Source organism: Pseudomonas sp. 1176_21 (assembly GCF_052850635.1).
The window spans coordinates 517,904-536,168 of sequence record NZ_VXCV01000001.1 but is presented as its reverse complement, the minus strand read 5'-3'; the positions used below and the strand labels follow the sequence as shown (position 1 = coordinate 536,168).

The following is an 18,265-nucleotide window of genomic DNA, read 5'->3' as shown; positions in this document are numbered from 1 at the left end:
TAGGCCTCGAAAGCTCCTCCACTTTTCAGGCTGCGCCATGATCACGATCGAAACGCCGACCTACTACACGGCAACCAAGAAATACAACCTGAGCTTCCCGACCCTGGAACACGATGAAGACGCGGACGTGGTCATCATCGGCGGCGGGTTTTCCGGCATCAACACGGCGCTGGAGCTGGCCGAAAAGGGCATCACCAACATCGTCGTGCTCGAGGCCCGCTACCTGGGCTTTGGCGGCACCGGGCGCAACGGCGGGCAGATCATGGCCGGCATCGGCCACGATCTTGAAAAGATCAAATCAGCCGTGGGCGAAGATGGCCTGCGCCAGATCTTCGAGATCAGCGACCTGGGCGCCGACATCATCAAGCAGCGCATCGCCCGGTACGCCATCGATGCCGACTTCCGCCACGGCTATGGCTACATGGGCTTCAATGCCCGCCAGGAGAAAACCCTGCGCGCCTGGGAGAAAGACTTCAAGTCGGTGAATTCCCAGCACGAGATCCGCTTTCTGGGCGGCAGCGAGGTCAGCCAGATCATCGGCTCCAACGCCTACGGCAGCGCCCTGCTGCACATGGGCGGCGGGCATGTACACTCGCTCAACCTGCTGCTGGGCGAGGCCAAGGCCGTGGCCGGGCATGGCGTGCGCATCTTCGAGAACAGCCCGGCGCTGCAGGTGCAGTACGGCGAGCGCATCACCGTGCGCACCGGCCGCGGCTCGGTACGCGCCAGCAAGCTGCTGTGGGCCTGCGACAGCTTTCTCAACAGGCTTGAACCCGAACTGCACCGCTCCACCATAAACACCTACGCCTTCCAGATGATGACCGAGCCGCTGCCCGAGGAGCTGATCCGGCGCATCAGCCCGATTCGCGGCGCCTACAGCGACATTCGCCCGGTGATCGACTACTACCGCGTGACCAACGAGAACCGTCTGCTGTTCGGCGCCGCGACGCCGCTGGTGGAGCATATCCCCCGCGACCTCAAGGCCTGGAACCGGGCTTTGATGTTGAAGATCTTCCCGTACCTGAAGGACGTGAAGATCGACCTGGCCTGGGGTGGCCCGATGGCCTGCAGCCCCAACCTGTTCCCGCAGGTCGGCACCCTGCCCGGGCGCAGCAATGCGTTCTACGTGCAGGGCTACTCCGGGTTCGGCGTGACGCCCAGCCACATCATCTGCAAGGTGCTGGCCGAAGGCATGAGCGAAGGCTCGGCCCGCTATGACCTGGTCAGTTCGATCCCGCGCCCGACGATTGTCGGCAAGGACCATATCCGCCCGCTGCTGCTCACGGCCGGCAAATCCTGGCACCAGCTGTCGGGGTACTGGAATGGCCGGCGCTGACACCCCCTTTTTTTCCACTGTTCAAGGAACACTGCCATGACCCTGACTGCACTCAAGCACAACATCCAGCTCGGCGAACTCGACGCCTGGGGCACCGTTGCCGACCTGGGCTCGGAGATTCTCGAAGGCGAGGTGCGTGCCTTCGGCAAGATGACCTTCGGCGCGCCGACCGACGCGCTCAGCAGCGCCTACTTCGGTACCACCCAGGGCAGGTTCCGCATGGTCTACCCGTTCAACGAGCAGGCCACTGTGATGACGGGCGAAGTGCGCCTGACCGATGAAAGCACCGGGCAGAGCACGCTGTACAAGGTGGGCGACAGCTGGTTCGTGACCAAGGGCACACCGGTGCTGTGGGAGGTGCTGAGCGAGAGCTTCGTGAAGCATTACCTGGCGGTGGCCTGACGGGCCTCATCGCGGGTCAAGCCCGCTCCCACAGGTTGTTGTGATCCTGTGGGAGCGGGCTTGACCCGCGATGAGGGCACCACGATTTATCCGGCTGCGTTCAAAGCATCCCCGAACACCACCCACATCGCCCGCAACCGCCGCGCGTACGCCTGCGGCCCGGCATAGATCAGCTCTACATTCAGGCTGTCCACCACCCCCAGGTACGCGTCCACATACACCCCCCGCCGCGCCACCGGCACCTGCGGCAGGCACGTGCCCAGCGCCTGCTCGAACACCTCGCCCAGCCGCGCCAGGTACCCCTCGAAGCCTGCCGAGATGATCGGCCGCAGCGCCGCCGGCGGAAAGAACGCGGTACGCAGCAGAAACCGCAGGTGCGCCGACTGCTGATAGCGCTCACCCAGGCAGTGGGCATAGCCGGCCCCCGGCAACGCGTCGTCGCACTGCGCAAAGCACTGCTCCACATACAGCCGCTCGGCCTCCACCGCACGCTCGAACACTGCCTCGAACAGGTCGTCCTTGCTGCTGAAGTGCGCATACAGCGACGGCTTGCGCATGCCGGCCGCCGCCGCGATGTCGTTGAGCGAGGCGGCATCGTAGCCATGCTCGGCAAACTGCTCGACCGCGATCGCGCAGACCTTCTGCGCCGAAGGCGTGAGGGTTCTCATGCAGGGTTCTCCCGTATCAATGCCCGGCCAGGCTGCTCGCCTCGACCGGCGCGTGCCGGGTGCAGGCGCGCACCAGCAGCGCCACGACAACACCCGAAATCACCAGCAACGACGCCCAGTGCGCCGCGCCCAAAGGCGCCATGATGCCCGACAACGGCGTGGCGAACGACGAAATGATCAACTGGAAGGCGCCCAGCAAGGCCGCCGTGGAGCCCAGCGCGCGGCTTTGCGAAGACATCACCAGCGACATCAGCGTGGCCTCGAGAATGCCCAGGCCGAACATCGCCAGCGCCATGCCGGCAACGATGCCGGCCAGCCCCGCCGCGCTCAGGGCCCCTGCCAGCACCACCAGGGAACCGATCAGCAGGCACCCCGCACCGGCCTTGGCCAGGCGCAGCAGGCCCTTGCGCGCCACCAGCCGACCCGCCGCGATGGCGCCGAGCAGAATTGCCACCCCGGTGGCGCCGAACAGCGTGCCGAAGGCTTGCACCGACAGGCCGAAGTGGGTCTGGTAGACGAACGCCGCACCGCCGATGTAGGCAAACAGAAAGAAGAACACCGCCGCCAGCGCCAGCGCCGGGCGCAGGAACTGGCCATCGCTTCCGATGCGCAGGTAGGTGCGCAGGATGTCCCGCGGCTGCCAGGGCTGGCGCTTGTCGGCGGCCAGGGTTTCCTTGAGCACCCAGGCCGAGTTCAACAGCACCAGCACGCCGAGCCCGGCCAGGGTGAGCATGATCGCGCGCCAGCCAAGGTGCGCCCCCACAAAACCGCCCACCGCCGGTGCGAGCACCGGCGCCAGGCCCTCGACGGTCATCAGCAGGGCGAAGATCTGCGCGGCGCGCGCCCCTTCGGCCACATCGCGGACCATGCTCATGATCACCACCAGGGTCAGCGCACTGCCCAGACCCTGGACAAAGCGCGCCGCCAGCAGGGTTTCGAGGCTGGGCGCCTGGGCCGCGGCCAGCGAACTGAGCACGAACACCAGCAGCCCGGCCAGCAGCGGCCGGCGCCGGCCCAGGGTGTCGACCAGCGGGCCGAACAGCAATTGACCGGCGCCCATGGCCAGCAGAAACACCGTCAGCGTCAGTTGCACCCCGGCATAGGTCGCGCCGTACTCGGCGGCGATGCTCGGCATGCTGGCCAGGTACATGTCGATGGCCGACGGCCCCAGGGCGCCGATTAGCGCCAGGGACACGGCAAATTTCACGTGAGGGGACTGCGGGGTGTGCATAGCTCGAATCCACAAAAAGGTCACAGGTCTGGCTGCCGAATGCCTAACCTACCGACCGGTAGGTAGCCAGAGCGTGCGAGCCTATACACTGTGCCCCGGAGGGTCAAGCCAGTGGTTTATCAGGCCGGTCCGGCCAGGCTATGGGAGCGGTAGTCCTTGGGCGAGCGTTCGAACTGTTTCTTGAACGAGCGGCTGAAGTGCGCCGAATCGGTGAAGCCCCATTTGTAGGCGATGGTGGTGATCGACTCGGTCTTGAGGATCGGGTTGGCCAGGTCGTCGGCGCTGCGTTGCAGGCGCGTGCGCTGGATGTAGCGACACACGCTGTCGCCCTGCTCTTCGAACAGGCGGTAGAGGTGGCGCACCGAAATGTTCAGGCGGTTGGCCAGGTTCACCGGCGACAGGCCAGGCTGGCCCAGGGACTCGTCGATCACCTTCTGCACATAGCTGCGCAGGTTGGCGCCGTGCAGCGCCGCGCCCGGCTGCACCTGGTCATCGCCGCCCTCCAGGGCCGACCCCAGCAGCGACAGAAATGCACTGTGCAGGGCCTGGCCCTCGGCCAGTTCGCCCTCCCCCGGTGCGCTTTCCTTGCACAGCTGATCCATCAGCACATGCAGCATGCGCCCGCAGGCCTTGGTCTGGGAGATCTTGCCGAAGGTACGCGCATCGCCCCCCAGCTGCCGGCACACCGCCTCGCGCGAGAGCGACAGCGAGGCGTGTTCGATCAGGCCGAACGGCATGATTTCACAGGCCCCGACCGCGTCCATCAGCAGCATCTCGCCCGGTGCCAGCTGCACACTCACGCCGTTCTGGGTGACCTGGGAGAAACCGGTGCGCTGGCTGACCAGAAAGCAGTGCTGGTCGTTGTCGCGGTCGGGCTTGATGCCGTCGCGGCGGATCAGCCCGGCGTTGGTGCGCAGGTTGGCCAAGGCCAGGCCACCGCGTGACCAGGTGGAAATCTCGCCGATGAACAGCGAGCGATTGAACGCAAGTTCGGTCTCGAAATGCCCGCAAATGTGCTGCATGTCGGCATTCCAGCGGTCCAGCGCAGTGCCGGCGAGCTGATGAGTACTCATGGGTACCTCCACGATGGCATCTTGTTTTTGTTGGGCAATAGTTAACATGTTAGCTATATGCACGCAACACGTTCGTCGTCGCCAGGGTGGAAGCAGTTTTGGTGCCAGCCTGCGGGTTCAGAGGCCTTCGACAAGCCGCGCCAGACCTTTCAATGCGGCCAGCAGCAGGTCACGCTGCGCGGGGTTCAGGCTGATGTAGCGACGAAACGCCGGCATGCGGTTGACCACCTCGCTGCCGCCCATGTGCTCCAGGGTCAGGGTCCAGCAGCCGCCTGCCAGGTCCAGGTGCAGGCGCTTGAAATCCAGCGGCATCAGCGCCTGTTGCAGGGCCGGGTCGTGGGCCAGGGCCTGTTCCAGCCGCGCCTGCCAGGACTGCTCGCCACGCAGCCGGCGCCAGCGCAGGCCGCTGCGCCGCAGTGCACCGGTATGCTGCAACGCCAGCCGCGCCGTGCCCTGTTGCGGGCAGGGCACCTGCAGGCGGAACTCGCACAGCACCAGGTGCATCAGCAACTGCGACTCGGTACGCTCGCGCACCTCGAACACCAGGCTGCCATCGGCCAGGGCGTAGCGTGCACTGCCCGGCCCCAGCACCTCGCAACCGGCCAGGCCGAGGTTGCGCTGCAGGTGCGCCAGCGTCACCCCGGGGCGGTAGCCCGAGGGCGCGCGGTCAAACAGCCTTTGCCACAGTGTGGGCAGGGTATGCGCCATGCTCGACTCCCGGTTGGTGGGCAAATTCGCGCGCCAGCACCTCTTCGACCGAGGCCGGCTTGAACGGGTTGACCTTCTGCACCACCAGGGTCCAGAACAGCGCGTACACCGCCGTGGCGCCGAGCATCCAGGCGAATGGCACGTACACCTGGGCCGGGTTCATGCCCGGCGGGGTGATGAACCACATGCCCAGGCCGATGCCGACGCTCGACAGCAATTGCGGCAGCGGGAACAGCGGCGAGCGGTAGGCCCGTGGCAGGTCGGGCCGGCGAATGCGCAGGATCACCACCGACAGCGTCACCAGCAGGTAGGCGGTGCTCCAGGCACACACCGCCGCCAGTACCAGGTGCAGGATGGTGTCGGTGTTGCCGCCCAGCCACCAGGCGTGCAGGCACGGGATCAGCATCGCCACCAGAATGCACACGATGGGGGTCTTGAAGCGTGGGTGCAGGTAGGTAAACACCCGGGGCAACGCGCCATCCACCGCCATGCCATAGAGGATGCGCGGCACCCCGGCCATCAGGGTGTTGATGGTGGCGGCGCCGGCGAACAGAAAGCCGATGCCCAGCCACAACGGGCCGATATCGCCCATCACCTGTTGGGCAAAATGCGGAATGGCCATGGGCGTGTCCAGCAGGTGCGTGCCGCTGGCGGCGTCGAGCAGCACGTTGTCGACCTGGCGCTTCATCGCCGCGCCATAGATGAACATGCACGAGGCCACGCCCAACAGCCCCAGCGCCATGGCCCTGGGCAGGGTGCGCGCCGACTGGCGCAGGTCGGGTGCCAGCGGGGTTACGAACTCGCAGCCGACGAACATGAACATCGCCATGCCCACCAGCGACAGCACGGTGATCAGGTCGGTGCCCACCAGCGACGCGCCGAACCAGCCGTCCAGTTGCACCGCCGGGGCGGCGATCAGGCCGAGCACGCCGAACACCATCAGCGTGGTCCACATGCCGAAGGTGAGGATGATCTCGGCCTTGCTGAACACACTGATGCCGAACGCATTGAGGATGCCGAACACCACCACGAAGCCCACCCCCAGCAGCCACGAGCCACCGGCGGATTCGGCCAGGGTGTTGAGGTGTTCGAAGTTCACCAGCGCCATCACCCCGGCCAGGATGGTTTCGGCGGTGCCGGCGAACACGTGCACGATCAGGTAGGCCGACAGCGTGCCGGTGATGGCGAAGAAGCGCCCCATGCCGCAGTTGATGTAGTCGTACACCGAGCCGGTGGTGGGCAGGATGGCGGCGGCTTCGGCGAAGGTGGTCGACTGGGCGAGCATCATCAGCATGGCGATCAGCATGGCCACGGCGAACGCACCGCCGCCGATGCCGAAACCGGTGGTGGCGGTGAGGATCACCGGGCTGGCCATGATCAGGCCGATGGTGCTGGCCAGCGCGGTGGGGAACCCGACCGTGCCACGGTTCAGGTGCACGCTGAGGGTGTGGTTGAGCGACATGATGAGCGACCTCGAATGCCGTTGTTGTGGTTATGCGCCACTGTGCGCTGGCGGTTGACTGGCGTCTTGCCCGTGGCTGCCTGGGGTTTTGTTGCAGGCTGCCAGCGCACTTCTGGCCGTAGCCGGTTTGCCTGGCGGACCGTGCACTCAGGTTTTACGACCGCTTCGCGCTCGATCGTCGGCCAAGCCAACTCCCACGCCCTGCGGGCAGAAGCCAACCTCACAGCCCCAAACAACCTGCTTCTGGCCGCAAGGCCGTGGGAGCGGGCTTGCCCCGCGATCTGGCGCAAAGCGGCAGCAAAACCTGCGCGCACGGTTTGCCTGACACACCCTGCACTCAGGTTTTACGACCGCTTCGCGCTCGATCGTCGGCCAAGCCAACTCCCACGCCCTGCGGGCAGAAGCCGACCTCAGAGCCCCAAACAACCTGCTTCTGGCCGCAAGGCCGTGGGAGCGGGCTTGCCCCGCGATCTGGCGCGTAGCGGCAGCAAAACCAGCGCGCACGGTTTGCCTGACACACCCTGCGGGCAGAAGCCGACCTCACAGCCCCAAACACCTGCTTCTGGCCGCAAGGCCGTGGGAGCGGGCTTGCCCCGCGATCTGGCGCAAAGCGGCAGCAAAACCTGCGCACCCGGTTTGCATGACACACCCTGCGGGCAGAAGCCGACCTCACAGCCCCAAGCAACCTGCTTCTGGCAAGCACCCCGGCACCTACCCGCCTGGCGCACACAATCAATCCATGTGGCAGCCAGATCAAAGACAGCCCCCACCGTCCCCGCCCTAAATGGCCACCACTCACGCCAACCCGGGGACCCCACCACCATGAACCTGCACCCTCACCTGCTTGCCGCCCTCAGCCTGGCTGCGCTGCTGGCCCAGCCATCAGCCCAGGCCATCGAGCTCTACGCCGATGACGAGTCCCACCTGAATGCCGACATCCTGGCGGTGTACGGCCTGTTCAACAGCCGCAAGAACTACGACGCCACGCCCGGCGGCTCGACCTGGCGCGAGGGCTTCATCAAGTATGGAATCAGCGGCGACCAGCGCCTGGCCGGCAACGGCAGTGCCTACGGCGCACTCAGCTGGGTCAGTTCCGCCACCTGGGGCGATGGCGACGCAGCCGGCAACACCGACGGCACCGAGCGCACCACCAAGCTGGAGGACGCCTACCTCGGCTGGCGCTCCGGCGAGCTGTTCCCGTTGCTGGGCAAGGATGGCGTGGATGCCTCGTTCGGCCGTCAGGTGGTCAAGCTGGGCCGCGGCTTTCTGATCAACGACGATGGCCCCAACCTCGGCAAGGGCCCCGCCGACGGCGCGCTGGACCGTGGCGGCGCCTATTACCTGGCGGCGCGCCACGCGTTCGACCGCACCGCCGTGCTGCGCCTGGGCGGCGAGCGTGGCGTGCACGCCAGCGCGCTGTGGCTCAAGTCCGACAACCGCGCCCAGGCCGAGACCGAACTGGCCGCCGGCACCCTGGACTACACCACCGCGGCCGGCACCCTGGGGCTGACCTGGATTCACGGCCTGGGCGTGACCGAGCAATGGGCCAGCGAATTCCAGCGCCAACGCAACGGCATGGACACCTACAGCCTGCGCGGCGAAGGCAACGCCGGTATCGACAACACCAGCTTCGCCTTCGAATACGCCTGGCAGGACAAGCAGGCCGGCCCGGAAAAGGCCTGGTACGCCGAGGCCGGCTACACCTTCGCCGAGCTGCCCTGGGCACCCAGCCTGACCTACCGCTACACCCGCTATTCCGAAGGCTGGGATGCCTTGTTCACCGGGCTGAGCACCGGCTACGGCACCTGGTTCCAGGGTGAGGTGGCGGCCAACTACGCGGGGCCGTTCAACAGCAATACCGGGGTGCATCACCTGGGCCTGGTGGCCAAGCCACTGGAGAACCTGACCCTGGGCGCGCTGTATTTCGACTTCGATACCCTGCACACACGCAACGCGCTGAACCTCGGTGCCCGCGAGCTGGACCTGTACGTGGAATGGGCAGTCAGCCCGCACCTGATCGTCAGCCCGCTGGTGGGGCTGTACCAGCCTAAAAAGGACGAGAACACGGGGGGCAATCAGGTGGGCGGCAATGGCACCAACCTGTACAGCCAGGTGACGCTGGCGATGCCGTTCTGAGTTGGCTGGGGCGACGGCCAGGGACATGTCCAAGGCCATCGCCCCCGGGGTTACACGGTCGCGTGGGCCTGTTGCTTGAGGCGTTCGGTGTCGACGCGCACGAACACCGAGTCGGCCGTCACGGTGAGCACGTCGCCGGCCCAGACTTCGCAGATGACCCGGCTCTTGCGCCCCACCTCACCCTCGACCCACGCCTTGAGCACCAGCTCCACGCCCATCGGGGTGGGCTTGAGGTAGGTCAGCGAAAGCTTGCCGGTGACGCAGTCAATGCGCGGCAGGCTGCCCGGCTCGCGGCCTTCGGCGCGGTAGTGCCAGGCCATGGCGGTCCAGTTCGAATGGCAGTCCACCAGCATCGCCAGCAACCCGCCGTACACCAGCCCCGGCCAACCGGTGAAGGTGGCATCGGGTTCGTGCCGGCACAGCACGTGGCTGCCGTCCTCGGCCCAGTGGCTTTTCAGGTGCAGGCCGCTGGGGTGCGAGGTACCGCAGCCGTAGCACACGCCCTCTGGCGCGGCGAGGTCTTGCAGGGGTAAGGCTTGGGCGTTCATAGGCTTCCTGATTGTTTTTATGGAAAGTCAGACCGTCGATGGTAACGCTGCCAGGCCCGCGCGCGAAAGCGCCAGGGGCCGCCGCAGAGGCTCAGGCCTCCACCGGCAGCCCTGCCGCCTGCCAGTCCGGCAGGCCGCTGTCGAGCCGGCGCACCTTGAAGCCGTGCTCGCGCAAGGCCGCGGTGGCGGTACTCGACAGCACGCACCAGGGGCCACGGCAGTAGGCAACGATCTCCTGGTCCTGCGGCAGTTCGGCCAGGCGCTGCTGCAGCTCGTCCAGTGGCATGCTGATCGCCCCCGGCAAGTGCCCCAGGGCGTATTCCTCGTGGGAGCGCACGTCCAGCAGGGTGATGCTCTGCTCGTGCAGGCGCTGCACCAGTTCGTCGCGCGACATCGCCTCCAGGCGCTCCTGCGCACTCATGCTGTCGGCCAGCAGCTCGCGCACCGCCAGGCGGTTGTGCTCGGCGAACTGCCCCAGTGCCGCCAGCACCTCCAGGATTGGCCCACCACCCAGGCGGTACAGCACGCGCTTGCCGTCGCGGCGGGTCTGTACCACGCCCGCGCGACGCAGGTGCTGCAGGTGCTGGGAGGTGTTGGCCACGGACAACCCGCACAGTTCGGCCAGGCGCTCGACCGCACGCTCGCCCTGGGCGATGTGTTCGAGCAGGTGCAGCCGATGCGCATGGCCCAGGGTGCGGGCCAGCTCGGCGATATCGATGAAGTGTTGCTGAGGAAGGTCGGTCATTGACAGGAAGCTATCATTCGCCAATCATTCAATCAATTCATTGAATGTTTTATTCAGGAGCAACGTCATGTCCTCTCTGCTTCGCTTCATCGCCAGTGCCAGCCTGATCGGGCTGCTGGGCACGGCGCTGGCCGACCTGTGGGCCGAAACACAGAAGCGGCTGCTGAAGGTGCCCACGCCCAGCTGGCCGATGGTCGGGCGCTGGGTGGCGCACCTGCGCCATGGTCAGTTCATTCATGACAGCATCGCCAAGGCGCCGCCCGTACCGGGCGAAGCCCTGCTGGGCTGGGCGACGCACTATGTGATCGGGGTGCTGTACGCCGGGCTGCTGCTGGCGATCTTCGGCATCGGCTGGGCCCACAGCCCTACCCTGCTGCCGGCGCTGGCGATCGGTATCGGCACACTGGTGGCGCCGTTCTTCATTCTGCAGCCGGGCATGGGCGCAGGCGTACTGGCCCGTCGCACCCCCAACCCCAAGGTGGCACGCCTGCGTAGCCTGGCAGCGCACACGGCGTTCGGGGTCAGCCTGTTCGTCGCGGCGCTGCTGCTCAATGGCCTGGGCCTGATGCCCCGGGGCTGAGCTCAGGCCTCACGCTGGCACCAGGCGTCGATCAATACGTCCAGCAATGCCTGCGCATCCGTGGTGTTGGCGTCGACCAGGGCAATGGCCCAGCCACAGCCGGCCAGCTCGAAGTGTTCGCGCCAGTTGGGCCACGCCACAAGCCCTGCCAGGTCGAAGGAAAACATGCCGCCCCGCTCGCCATGGCCGCCGTGAATCGACTCGCCCAGGCCGAATGGCTGCGGGTCGAAGGGCTTGAGGCTCACGTAGTACACGTGGTGGGTGTCGTGCTCCGGGGTGGGCGCGCGGTTGCACTGGGAGAAGTCCACCGACTGCCAGCCCAGCTCGCGCTCGTTCATCGGCTGTGCCTGCGCGAGCAGGTAGTCGAGCCCCAGCGTACGCCCACCCGGCCAACCGAGCTGGGTGGCACTGAAGGTTCGCTGGCGCGCCTTGCGTGGGTTGGCAAGCTCGCTCCAGCCCAGCTCGCGGGTCAGCACCAGGCCCTTGAGCAAGCGGTGCTCGCCATTGTTCAGCTCCAGCACGAACTGGCCGTAATCGGTGGGTATCACCCGCACCAGGTGCGTCGGTGCCCCGTGGTCCTGCCCCATGTCGTCTTCCCCTGATGTTACAAAGAATTTCGGCAACCCCGCAGGGTCTACCCAGTAGATCCCCACACAAGAGTCTGCCATGAAATTCGAACGCTTCGCCCAGGGCCTGGCCAAACAGGCCGGTCGCTCGCGCACCTTCCTCATCGCACTGGTACTGATCGTGGTCTGGGCCGTCACCGGGCCTTGGTTCGACTACAACGACACCTGGCAGCTGATCATCAACACCTCGACCACCATCGTCACCTTCCTGATGGTGTTCGTCATCCAGAACACCCAGAACCGCGACAACGACGTGCTGCACATCAAGCTCGACGAACTGCTGCGCTCGACCAAGGCGGCGCACAACGCGCTGATGAACCTCGACCAGCTGGACAACAGCCAGCTCAAGCAATTGCTCAAGGAGTACCGGGAGATCGGCGAAGACCGCGCCACCGACCTGCCCGCCGATGAAACCGGGGGCAGGCGCGGCGACGCGCAGTGAGGCGGGCTACTGGTTGGCGCCGGTGAGGGTGTTGTAGCTGGTGATCAGGTTGCGGTAGTCGGGGATGTGGTTGGAGAACAGCGCGCCCAACCCCTCGACATCGTTGCGCCAGTCGCGGTGCAGTTCGCAGGCTGCGCCGAACCAGGTCATCAGTTGCGCACCGGCCGACGACATGCGGTCCCAGGCCGCGTCGCGGGTGATCGGGTTGAAGGTGCCGGAGGCGTCGGTGATCACGAACACCTCGAAGCCTTCGGCAATCGCCGACAGCGCCGGGAACGCCACGCACACCTCGGTAACCACACCGGCGATGATCAGCTGCTTCTTGCCGGTGGCCTTGACCGCCTTGACGAAGTCCTCGTTGTCCCAGGCGTTGATCTGGCCGGGGCGCGCGATGTACGGCGCGTCAGGGAACTGCGCCTTGAGCTCGGGCACCAGCGGGCCGTTGGGGCCGCTTTCAAAGCTGGTGGTGAGGATGGTGGGCAACTTGAAGTACTCGGCCAGGTCGGCCAGCGCCAGCACGTTGTTCTTGAATTTGTCCGGCTCGATGTCACGCACCAGCGAGAGCAGCCCGGCCTGATGGTCGACCAGCAGCACGGCGGCGTTGTTCTTGTCCAGACGGGTGTAGGGAACACTCATGGTCATACTCCTTGCAGGGGTGGTCCGGCGCCGTGGCGCCGGAGTTGGGACAAACGTGAGTTGCATACAGACCCTAGTCGGCGCGTGTGACAGTGCCGCCGCCATTGGTCATCTGGCCGAAGCGCCCGGCGCGAAAATCGGCGAACGCCGCCTCGATCTCGGCATCGCTGTTCATCACGAACGGGCCGTAGCCGACGATGGGTTCATCCAGCGGCTCGCCGCTGAGCCACAGCACCGCCGCCTCGCTGTCGGCCTGCAGCAGCACTTCGTCGCCGGCACGCTCCAGCAGCACCAGTTGTGCCGGGCCCACCGAACGCTCGCCATTGACCGTGACCTGGCCGCGCAGCACCACCAGGGCGCTGCTGTGACCGGCCTGGGCAGGCAACCGCACGGGCTTGCCGGGCTTGAGCTGCATGTCCCACACCTGCATCGGCGTGAAGGTGCGCGCCGGGCCGCAATGGCCGTGGTAGTCACCGGCAATCACCCGCAGGCTGCCGGCACCGCCGGGCAGCACCACGCTGGGGATGTCGGCGGCCAGCAGGGTCTGGTAGCCGGCAGGGGCAGACTTGTGCCGGGCCGGCAGGTTGACCCACAACTGCACCATCTCCAGGGTGCCGCCACTGCGGGCGAACGACGGCGCATGGAACTCTTCATGCAGGATGCCGCCCGCGGCCGTCATCCACTGCACATCGCCCGGGCCGATCAGGCCGCCGGCACCGGTGGAGTCGCGGTGCTCCAGCTCGCCCTGGTAGACGATGGTCACCGTTTCGAAACCGCGGTGCGGGTGCTGGCCGACGCCGCGACGAGCGCTGGTGGGGGTGAAGGCATGGGGCCCGGCGTAGTCGAGCAGCAGGAACGGGCTGATGTGCTGGGCCAGGTTGTCGTAGGTGAACAGGCTGCGTACCGGGAAGCCGTCACCCACCCAATGCGGGTGCGGGCTGCTGTAGACGCCTTGGATCTTTTTCATGAGCTACCTCCTCTCGTGCATGAAGCCAACGATAAGGGCGCAACGCTGAAGGCGGTAGATAGCGTAAAGTGCCCTCAGCGTTCCATTTGGAGAACAGTGGTGGAAGACCTCAACGACCTGTACTACTTCGCCCAGGTGGTCGAGCACGGTGGCTTTGCCGCCGCCGGCCGTGCCCTGGACATGCCCAAGTCCAAACTCAGCCGGCGGGTGGCCGGGCTCGAGGAGCGCCTCGGGGTGCGCCTGATCCAGCGTTCCACCCGGCATTTTTCGGTAACCGACATCGGGCAGGCCTACCACCGCCATTGCGTGGCCATGCTGGTGGAGGCCGAGGGTGCGGCCGAGCTGATCGAGCGCCACCGTGCCGAGCCCCAGGGCATCGTGCGCCTGAGCTGCCCCACGGCGCTGTTGGATTTCTGGGTGGGGCCGATGCTGTCGCGCTTCATGGTGCAGTGCCCGCTGGTGCAGCTGCATATCGAGAGCACCAACCGCCATGTGGACCTGATCCAGGAAGGCATCGACATTGCGCTGCGGGTGCGGGTGCCGCCGCTGGAGAGCAGCGACCTGGTGATGAAGGTGCTGGCCAACAGCACGCAGTTGCTGGTGGCCGCGCCCGGCTTGCTGGCGTCGTTGCCCAGGCCCATCGTGCCCGCCGACCTGGCCGCCTTGCCGAGCCTGCACTGGGGCAACCCGCAGCGCGATTATCAATGGCAGCTCAATGGCCCGGACGGCGCCACGGCCAGCTTGCGGCACACGCCGCGGCTGGTGACCGACGACCTGGTGGTATTGCGCCAGGCGGCGCTGGCGGGCGTGGGGGTGGTGCACCTGCCACTGGTGGTGATCCGCGACGAACTGGCCCGTGGCGAGCTGGTGCAGCCCACCCCGCACTGGGCGCCGCAATGCGGGCTGGTGCACGCGGTGTTTGCCTCACGGCGCGGGCTGCTGCCTTCGGTGCGGCACCTGCTGGATTTTCTGGCCCAGGAGTTTGCCCAGAGCGGGATCGATTGATGTGCCAGGGTTTGCTGGCGCTATGCGCCAGATCGCGGGTCAAGCCCGCTCCCACGGGGATTGCGGCACTCTCTGAATAGGCGCTGTACCTGTGGGAGCGGGCTTGCCCCGCGATCGAATGCACAGCATTCGCTGAACCTGCACCCACCGATCATCAGGCATACTGCCCCCCCACCCTCAACCCCAACGCACCGCCATGCAACCGATTGTCCCCCTGGCAGAAAACTACCCCCACGGCGAGCGCATCGCCCCGCACTGCCACAACCGCGCCCAGCTGATCCATGCCCTGAGCGGGGTGATCACGGTCAACTCCAGCCAGGGCTGCTGGGTGGTTCCGCCAGGGCGCGGCGTATGGGTGCCCGCCGCCGTCGAGCACGACCTGAAGATGGCCGGCCAGGTCCGCATGCGCACCCTGTTCGTCGCCTCCGACGCGCGCCCCGACCTGCCGCTGACCTGCCGCGTGGTGGACATCCCGCCGTTGCTGCGTCAACTGATCATCAGCGCCATGCTCATCCCCGCCGACTACCCGCCCGGCGGGCGTGACGAGCGGGTGATGCAGTTGATTCTGGACGAGATCCGCGTGCTGCCGATTCTGGCCCTGCACGTGCCGCTGCCGGTCGACCCGCAACTGGCCGCGCTGTGCCAGGCCCTGCGCGACGACCCGGCCAGCCCCTGGAGCCTGCAGCGCGCCGCCGCCCACAGCGGCCTCAACGCACGCACCCTGACCCGCGCCTTCCAGCGCGAAACCGGCCTGAGCTTCATCCAGTGGCTGCGCCGCCTGCGCCTGCTGGCCAGCCTCGACGCGCTGGCCGCCGGGCACTCGATCCTGAACGTGGCGCTGGACCTGGGCTACGACAGCCCCAGCGCCTTCAGCGCCATGTTCCGCCGCACCCTGGGGGTCTCGCCCAGTGCCTACTTCGGCAAGACCCCGGCCTACGGCCAGCCCGACGCCGACTAGTCAGCGTGCATGCTGGCGCAGCAGCAGCGACGCCAGCGCACACACCGCCAACGCCACGCACGACACATAGAACGCATCCGAATACGCCATCAGGTAGGCCTGCTGATGCACCGTCTGGTCCAGCTGCGCCAGCACCTGCAGGTGCGCCGGGGCCTGTGCATCGAGCACCCCGCCGGGCAGACGCTGCTGCACGGGTGCATCGAACAGCGTCAGGCTCTCATTGATGCGCTGCCCGTGAAACCGTTCGCGCAACGACACCAACTGCGTCAGCAGCGCCGTGCCCACCGCACCGCCCAGGTTGCGCAGCATCGAGATCAGCGCCGAGGCCGAGCCGGCCTGGGCCTTGTCCAGCCCTTTCACCGCCAGCACCGACAGCGCCACCATGATCAGCGGCTGGCCCAGCCCGCGCACCACCGTGGAGGGGATGATCACGTTCTTTGCCGCGTCCGCCGACAGGTGCGCCCCCAGCCAGCAGCCCAGCGCCATGATCGCGAAGCCGCTGGCCACCAGCACCTTGGCGTTGAGCCAGCGCATCAGGCGCGGCAGCAGCGGCGCCAGCAGCAACTGCACCATGCCGTAGGCGATCAGGCTGATGCCGATTTCGCGGGCGTTGTAGCCCTGCACCTGGGACAGGTAGTTGGGCACCAGAAACACCAGCCCGAAGGTCGCCGCCCCGAACACCGCCATGGCCAGGCTGGCCACGCCGAAGTTGTAGCTGGCCAGCAGGCGCAGGTTGATGAAGGGCCGCGCGCCCCACAGCTGGCGCTGCACGAACAGCGCCAGCGCCACCACGGCAATCACGCTGAAGGTGACGATGAACGCCGAATCGAACCAGTCCTCGCGCCCGCCCTCCTCCAGCACGATCTGCAGCGCGCCCAGCCCCAGCGCCATGGCCGCGATGCCCAGCCAGTCGGCGCCGCGCAACTGGGCGCGGTCGCCGGCCTGCGCCGGGATCGACCACGCCACCGCCGCCAGCAGCGCCACCCCGGGCAGCAGTTGCAGCAGGAAGATCCAGCGCCATGAATAGGCGTCGGTCAGCCAGCCGCCGATCGACGGCCCGGCGGCCTGGGCCACGCTGTTGGAGAGGCTGAACAAGGCCATGCCCAGGGCGATCTTGCTCGGCGGCAGCTCGGTGATGATCAATTGCATCGACAGCGGGATCAGCACCGCCCCCGAAGCGCCCTGGATCACGCGGATGGCGATCATCGCCTGCAGGTTCGGCGCCAGCGCGCAACTGACCGAGCTGATCAGGAACACCAGCGAGCCCACCAGCATCACCCGGCGCAGGGAGAACACCTGCACCAGCCAGGCGGTGAGCGGAATCATGGTGATTTCCGCCACCAGGTAGGCGGTGGAGATCCACGAGCCTTCCTCGAACGTCGCCCCCAGCGCGCCTTCGATTTCCGGCAGCGCGGCACTGGTGACGTGCACGTTCATGCCCGCCATGAAGCAGCCGAACAAGCCTCCGATCACCGCCACCCACGCGCGCAGCGATACCTTGTCTTCAGTGCTCATCGCGCACCTGCGCCGTGCGCGTATCGATGGTGGCGATCACCGACATGCCCGGCAGCAGCCGCGGCGTGCCGGGTTCCACCGGGTCGAGGTGAATACGCACGGCAAAGCGCTGCACGATCTTGGTGAAGTTGCCGGTGGCGTTGTCGGGCGGCAACAGCGCGAACACCGCCCCCGAGCCGGGCGAGACGCTGTCGACCGTGCCCTGCCAGTGCCGGCCGAAGGTGTCCACCTCCAGGGTCGCGCGCTGCCCCGGGCGCATGTGTTCGAGCTGGGTTTCCTTGAAGTTGGCCACCACGTAGGCCTGCTCCACCGGTACCACTGCCAGCAGTGGCAGGCCGGGGCTGACGTACTGCTGCACACGCACCTTGCGCTGCCCCACCACGCCGTCGAAGGGCGCCCGTACCTGGGTGTCGGCCAGGGCGTTCTCGGCCAGGGCCAGGGCCGCCTCGGCCTGTTCCAGCTCGGCCTCGCGGCGCACCAGTTCGGCCCGGGCCTCGCGCTGCTGGCTGGCCAGCACCTGGTGCCGGGCCCGCTGCATGGCCCAGCCGGCGTCCGCGCCCTTGAGCGTGGCCTGCGCCTGGGTGCGTGTGGTGCTGGCGCGTTCGGCACGCTGGGCACTCACCGCGTTCATGCCGATCAACTGGCGGTAACGCTGCCAGTCGAGTTCGGCGCGCCGCGCCTCGGCACCGCCCGCCTCGCGCTCGGCGGCGGCACGGGCAATCGCCTGCCCTTGCCCCTCCAGCTGCGCCGCCAGGGTCACCAGCACGGCCTGCTGCGCCTGCACCGAAGCGGTACTGGCGGCCAGCGCCGCACGGGCCTGGCGCACCTGCTGGCGATAGTCGCGGTCGTCCAGCTGCACCAGCAGGTCGCCGGCCTTGACCACGGCATTGTCGGCCACGCTGACCTGGGCCACATAGCCGCCCACCCGCGCACTGATCGGCGCCCAATCGGCGCGCACGTAGGCATCGTCGGTCTGTTCGTTGAAGCGCCCGCTGTGCCACACATACAAGGCAACCCCTAGTACCGCCAGCGTGCCGGCTGCGCCCAGGGCGCGGCGCAGCGTCATCACGCGCACGCGCTCGGTGGCTTGGGTAACCGGTGGTTCGGGGCTGACCGCCTGGTTCATGTTCGTGCTCCCTGTTGTTGTTCAAGGATGCACTCTAAGGGGGTCAGCGGTTGGCGTTCGCTAGCGTACAGGCCAGTATTCGTCGCGAAATGGACAACCTG

At 67.1% G+C, this 18,265-nt stretch carries 19 protein-coding genes; 7 read left to right on the top strand and 12 right to left on the bottom strand.

Annotated elements, in window-relative coordinates; genetic code table 11:
* Positions 1-37: 37 nt before the first annotated feature.
* Together FW760_RS02660 and FW760_RS02655 are read left to right on the top strand one after the other, a co-directional pair.
* A complete protein-coding gene (locus tag FW760_RS02660; RefSeq protein ID WP_116053863.1) occupies positions 38-1,336 on the top strand; it encodes an NAD(P)/FAD-dependent oxidoreductase in 1,299 nt (432 codons plus the stop codon).
* 36 nt (positions 1,337-1,372) lie between these two features.
* Positions 1,373-1,738, top strand: a complete 366-nt coding sequence (locus tag FW760_RS02655; protein ID WP_058540258.1) for a cupin domain-containing protein — start codon at positions 1,373-1,375, stop codon at positions 1,736-1,738.
* A gap of 86 nt (positions 1,739-1,824) precedes the next feature.
* Here FW760_RS02655 and FW760_RS02650 read toward each other — a convergent pair whose 3' ends face one another.
* The 5 genes from FW760_RS02650 to FW760_RS02630 all read right to left on the bottom strand — a co-directional run bounded on the left by FW760_RS02650 (position 1,825) and on the right by FW760_RS02630 (position 6,880).
* Positions 1,825-2,406: a TetR/AcrR family transcriptional regulator gene (locus tag FW760_RS02650; RefSeq protein WP_088515091.1), complete on the bottom strand. Its 582-nt coding sequence runs from the start codon at positions 2,404-2,406 to the stop codon at positions 1,825-1,827.
* Positions 2,407-2,422: 16 nt separating this feature from the next.
* On the bottom strand, positions 2,423-3,637 hold the full coding sequence (locus FW760_RS02645) for a multidrug effflux MFS transporter (RefSeq protein WP_088515092.1): 1,215 nt from the start codon (positions 3,635-3,637) through the stop codon (positions 2,423-2,425).
* A gap of 119 nt (positions 3,638-3,756) precedes the next feature.
* Positions 3,757-4,710 carry a transcriptional regulator FeaR gene (gene feaR, locus FW760_RS02640; RefSeq protein ID WP_058540261.1) on the bottom strand — a complete coding sequence of 318 codons (954 nt, stop codon included), beginning with the start codon at positions 4,708-4,710 and terminating at the stop codon, positions 3,757-3,759.
* A gap of 117 nt (positions 4,711-4,827) precedes the next feature.
* Positions 4,828-5,418 (bottom strand): DUF3156 family protein, encoded by a 591-nt coding sequence (locus tag FW760_RS02635; RefSeq protein WP_116053860.1) that lies wholly within the window; start codon positions 5,416-5,418, stop codon positions 4,828-4,830.
* Positions 5,378-6,880, bottom strand: coding sequence for an APC family permease (locus FW760_RS02630; protein ID WP_088515095.1), 1,503 nt, complete (start codon positions 6,878-6,880; stop codon positions 5,378-5,380). Before FW760_RS02630 ends, FW760_RS02635 begins: the two co-directional genes overlap by 41 nt.
* 822 nt (positions 6,881-7,702) lie before the next feature.
* On the opposite strand from FW760_RS02630, the gene FW760_RS02625 reads away from it, so the two are divergent.
* Entirely contained in the window at positions 7,703-9,016 is a 1,314-nt protein-coding gene (locus FW760_RS02625) for a hypothetical protein (RefSeq protein ID WP_123753083.1), read from the top strand.
* Between the two features lie 50 nt (positions 9,017-9,066).
* On the opposite strand, the gene FW760_RS02620 is transcribed toward FW760_RS02625, so the two are convergent.
* Both FW760_RS02620 and FW760_RS02615 read right to left on the bottom strand, forming a co-directional pair.
* Complete coding sequence (locus FW760_RS02620; RefSeq protein WP_043860059.1) at positions 9,067-9,564, bottom strand: PaaI family thioesterase; 498 nt, start codon at positions 9,562-9,564, stop codon at positions 9,067-9,069.
* Positions 9,565-9,655: 91 nt separating this feature from the next.
* Positions 9,656-10,309 (bottom strand): ArsR/SmtB family transcription factor, encoded by a 654-nt coding sequence (locus FW760_RS02615; RefSeq protein WP_043860058.1) that lies wholly within the window; start codon positions 10,307-10,309, stop codon positions 9,656-9,658.
* A 67-nt stretch (positions 10,310-10,376) separates the two neighbouring features.
* On the opposite strand from FW760_RS02615, the gene FW760_RS02610 reads away from it, so the two are divergent.
* Entirely contained in the window at positions 10,377-10,889 is a 513-nt protein-coding gene (locus FW760_RS02610; protein ID WP_446443560.1) for a DUF2938 domain-containing protein, read from the top strand.
* Positions 10,890-10,891: 2 nt separating this feature from the next.
* On the opposite strand, the gene FW760_RS02605 is transcribed toward FW760_RS02610, so the two are convergent.
* Positions 10,892-11,476, bottom strand: coding sequence for a hypothetical protein (locus FW760_RS02605; protein WP_102063821.1), 585 nt, complete (start codon positions 11,474-11,476; stop codon positions 10,892-10,894).
* A gap of 79 nt (positions 11,477-11,555) precedes the next feature.
* Here FW760_RS02605 and FW760_RS02600 point away from each other — a divergent pair, with 79 nt between their 5' ends.
* On the top strand, positions 11,556-11,957 hold the full coding sequence (locus FW760_RS02600; protein ID WP_043860056.1) for a low affinity iron permease family protein: 402 nt from the start codon (positions 11,556-11,558) through the stop codon (positions 11,955-11,957).
* A 6-nt stretch (positions 11,958-11,963) separates the two neighbouring features.
* Here FW760_RS02600 and ycaC read toward each other — a convergent pair whose 3' ends face one another.
* A complete protein-coding gene (gene ycaC / locus FW760_RS02595) occupies positions 11,964-12,593 on the bottom strand; it encodes an isochorismate family cysteine hydrolase YcaC (protein WP_043860055.1) in 630 nt (209 codons plus the stop codon).
* A 73-nt stretch (positions 12,594-12,666) separates the two neighbouring features.
* Positions 12,667-13,560 (bottom strand): pirin family protein, encoded by an 894-nt coding sequence (locus FW760_RS02590; protein WP_058540266.1) that lies wholly within the window; start codon positions 13,558-13,560, stop codon positions 12,667-12,669.
* Between the two features lie 96 nt (positions 13,561-13,656).
* Here FW760_RS02590 and FW760_RS02585 point away from each other — a divergent pair, with 96 nt between their 5' ends.
* On the top strand, positions 13,657-14,565 hold the full coding sequence (locus FW760_RS02585; protein WP_173925050.1) for a LysR family transcriptional regulator: 909 nt from the start codon (positions 13,657-13,659) through the stop codon (positions 14,563-14,565).
* A gap of 196 nt (positions 14,566-14,761) precedes the next feature.
* Complete coding sequence (locus tag FW760_RS02580; protein WP_043860226.1) at positions 14,762-15,523, top strand: AraC family transcriptional regulator; 762 nt, start codon at positions 14,762-14,764, stop codon at positions 15,521-15,523.
* Here FW760_RS02580 and FW760_RS02575 read toward each other — a convergent pair whose 3' ends face one another.
* Together FW760_RS02575 and FW760_RS02570 are read right to left on the bottom strand one after the other, a co-directional pair.
* On the bottom strand, positions 15,524-17,038 hold the full coding sequence (locus tag FW760_RS02575) for an MDR family MFS transporter (RefSeq protein WP_043860227.1): 1,515 nt from the start codon (positions 17,036-17,038) through the stop codon (positions 15,524-15,526).
* Entirely contained in the window at positions 17,028-18,164 is a 1,137-nt protein-coding gene (locus tag FW760_RS02570; protein WP_058540268.1) for an HlyD family secretion protein, read from the bottom strand. Before FW760_RS02570 ends, FW760_RS02575 begins: the two co-directional genes overlap by 11 nt.
* Between the last annotated feature and the right edge of the window lie 101 nt (positions 18,165-18,265).

Excerpts from the sequence above, each read along its gene's own strand:
- FW760_RS02660 (WP_116053863.1), top strand. The coding sequence starts at position 38 with ATGATCACGATCGAAACGCCGACCTACTACACGGCAACCAAGAAATAC.
- FW760_RS02655 (WP_058540258.1), top strand. The coding sequence starts at position 1,373 with ATGACCCTGACTGCACTCAAGCACAACATCCAGCTCGGCGAACTCGAC.
- FW760_RS02650 (WP_088515091.1), bottom strand. The coding sequence starts at position 2,406 with ATGAGAACCCTCACGCCTTCGGCGCAGAAGGTCTGCGCGATCGCGGTC.
- FW760_RS02645 (WP_088515092.1), bottom strand. The coding sequence starts at position 3,637 with ATGCACACCCCGCAGTCCCCTCACGTGAAATTTGCCGTGTCCCTGGCG.
- feaR (WP_058540261.1), bottom strand. The coding sequence starts at position 4,710 with ATGAGTACTCATCAGCTCGCCGGCACTGCGCTGGACCGCTGGAATGCC.
- FW760_RS02635 (WP_116053860.1), bottom strand. The coding sequence starts at position 5,418 with ATGGCGCATACCCTGCCCACACTGTGGCAAAGGCTGTTTGACCGCGCG.
- FW760_RS02630 (WP_088515095.1), bottom strand. The coding sequence starts at position 6,880 with ATGTCGCTCAACCACACCCTCAGCGTGCACCTGAACCGTGGCACGGTC.
- FW760_RS02625 (WP_123753083.1), top strand. The coding sequence starts at position 7,703 with ATGAACCTGCACCCTCACCTGCTTGCCGCCCTCAGCCTGGCTGCGCTG.
- FW760_RS02620 (WP_043860059.1), bottom strand. The coding sequence starts at position 9,564 with ATGAACGCCCAAGCCTTACCCCTGCAAGACCTCGCCGCGCCAGAGGGC.
- FW760_RS02615 (WP_043860058.1), bottom strand. The coding sequence starts at position 10,309 with ATGACCGACCTTCCTCAGCAACACTTCATCGATATCGCCGAGCTGGCC.
- FW760_RS02610 (WP_446443560.1), top strand. The coding sequence starts at position 10,377 with ATGTCCTCTCTGCTTCGCTTCATCGCCAGTGCCAGCCTGATCGGGCTG.
- FW760_RS02605 (WP_102063821.1), bottom strand. The coding sequence starts at position 11,476 with ATGGGGCAGGACCACGGGGCACCGACGCACCTGGTGCGGGTGATACCC.
- FW760_RS02600 (WP_043860056.1), top strand. The coding sequence starts at position 11,556 with ATGAAATTCGAACGCTTCGCCCAGGGCCTGGCCAAACAGGCCGGTCGC.
- ycaC (WP_043860055.1), bottom strand. The coding sequence starts at position 12,593 with ATGAGTGTTCCCTACACCCGTCTGGACAAGAACAACGCCGCCGTGCTG.
- FW760_RS02590 (WP_058540266.1), bottom strand. The coding sequence starts at position 13,560 with ATGAAAAAGATCCAAGGCGTCTACAGCAGCCCGCACCCGCATTGGGTG.
- FW760_RS02580 (WP_043860226.1), top strand. The coding sequence starts at position 14,762 with ATGCAACCGATTGTCCCCCTGGCAGAAAACTACCCCCACGGCGAGCGC.
- FW760_RS02575 (WP_043860227.1), bottom strand. The coding sequence starts at position 17,038 with ATGAGCACTGAAGACAAGGTATCGCTGCGCGCGTGGGTGGCGGTGATC.
- FW760_RS02570 (WP_058540268.1), bottom strand. The coding sequence starts at position 18,164 with ATGAACCAGGCGGTCAGCCCCGAACCACCGGTTACCCAAGCCACCGAG.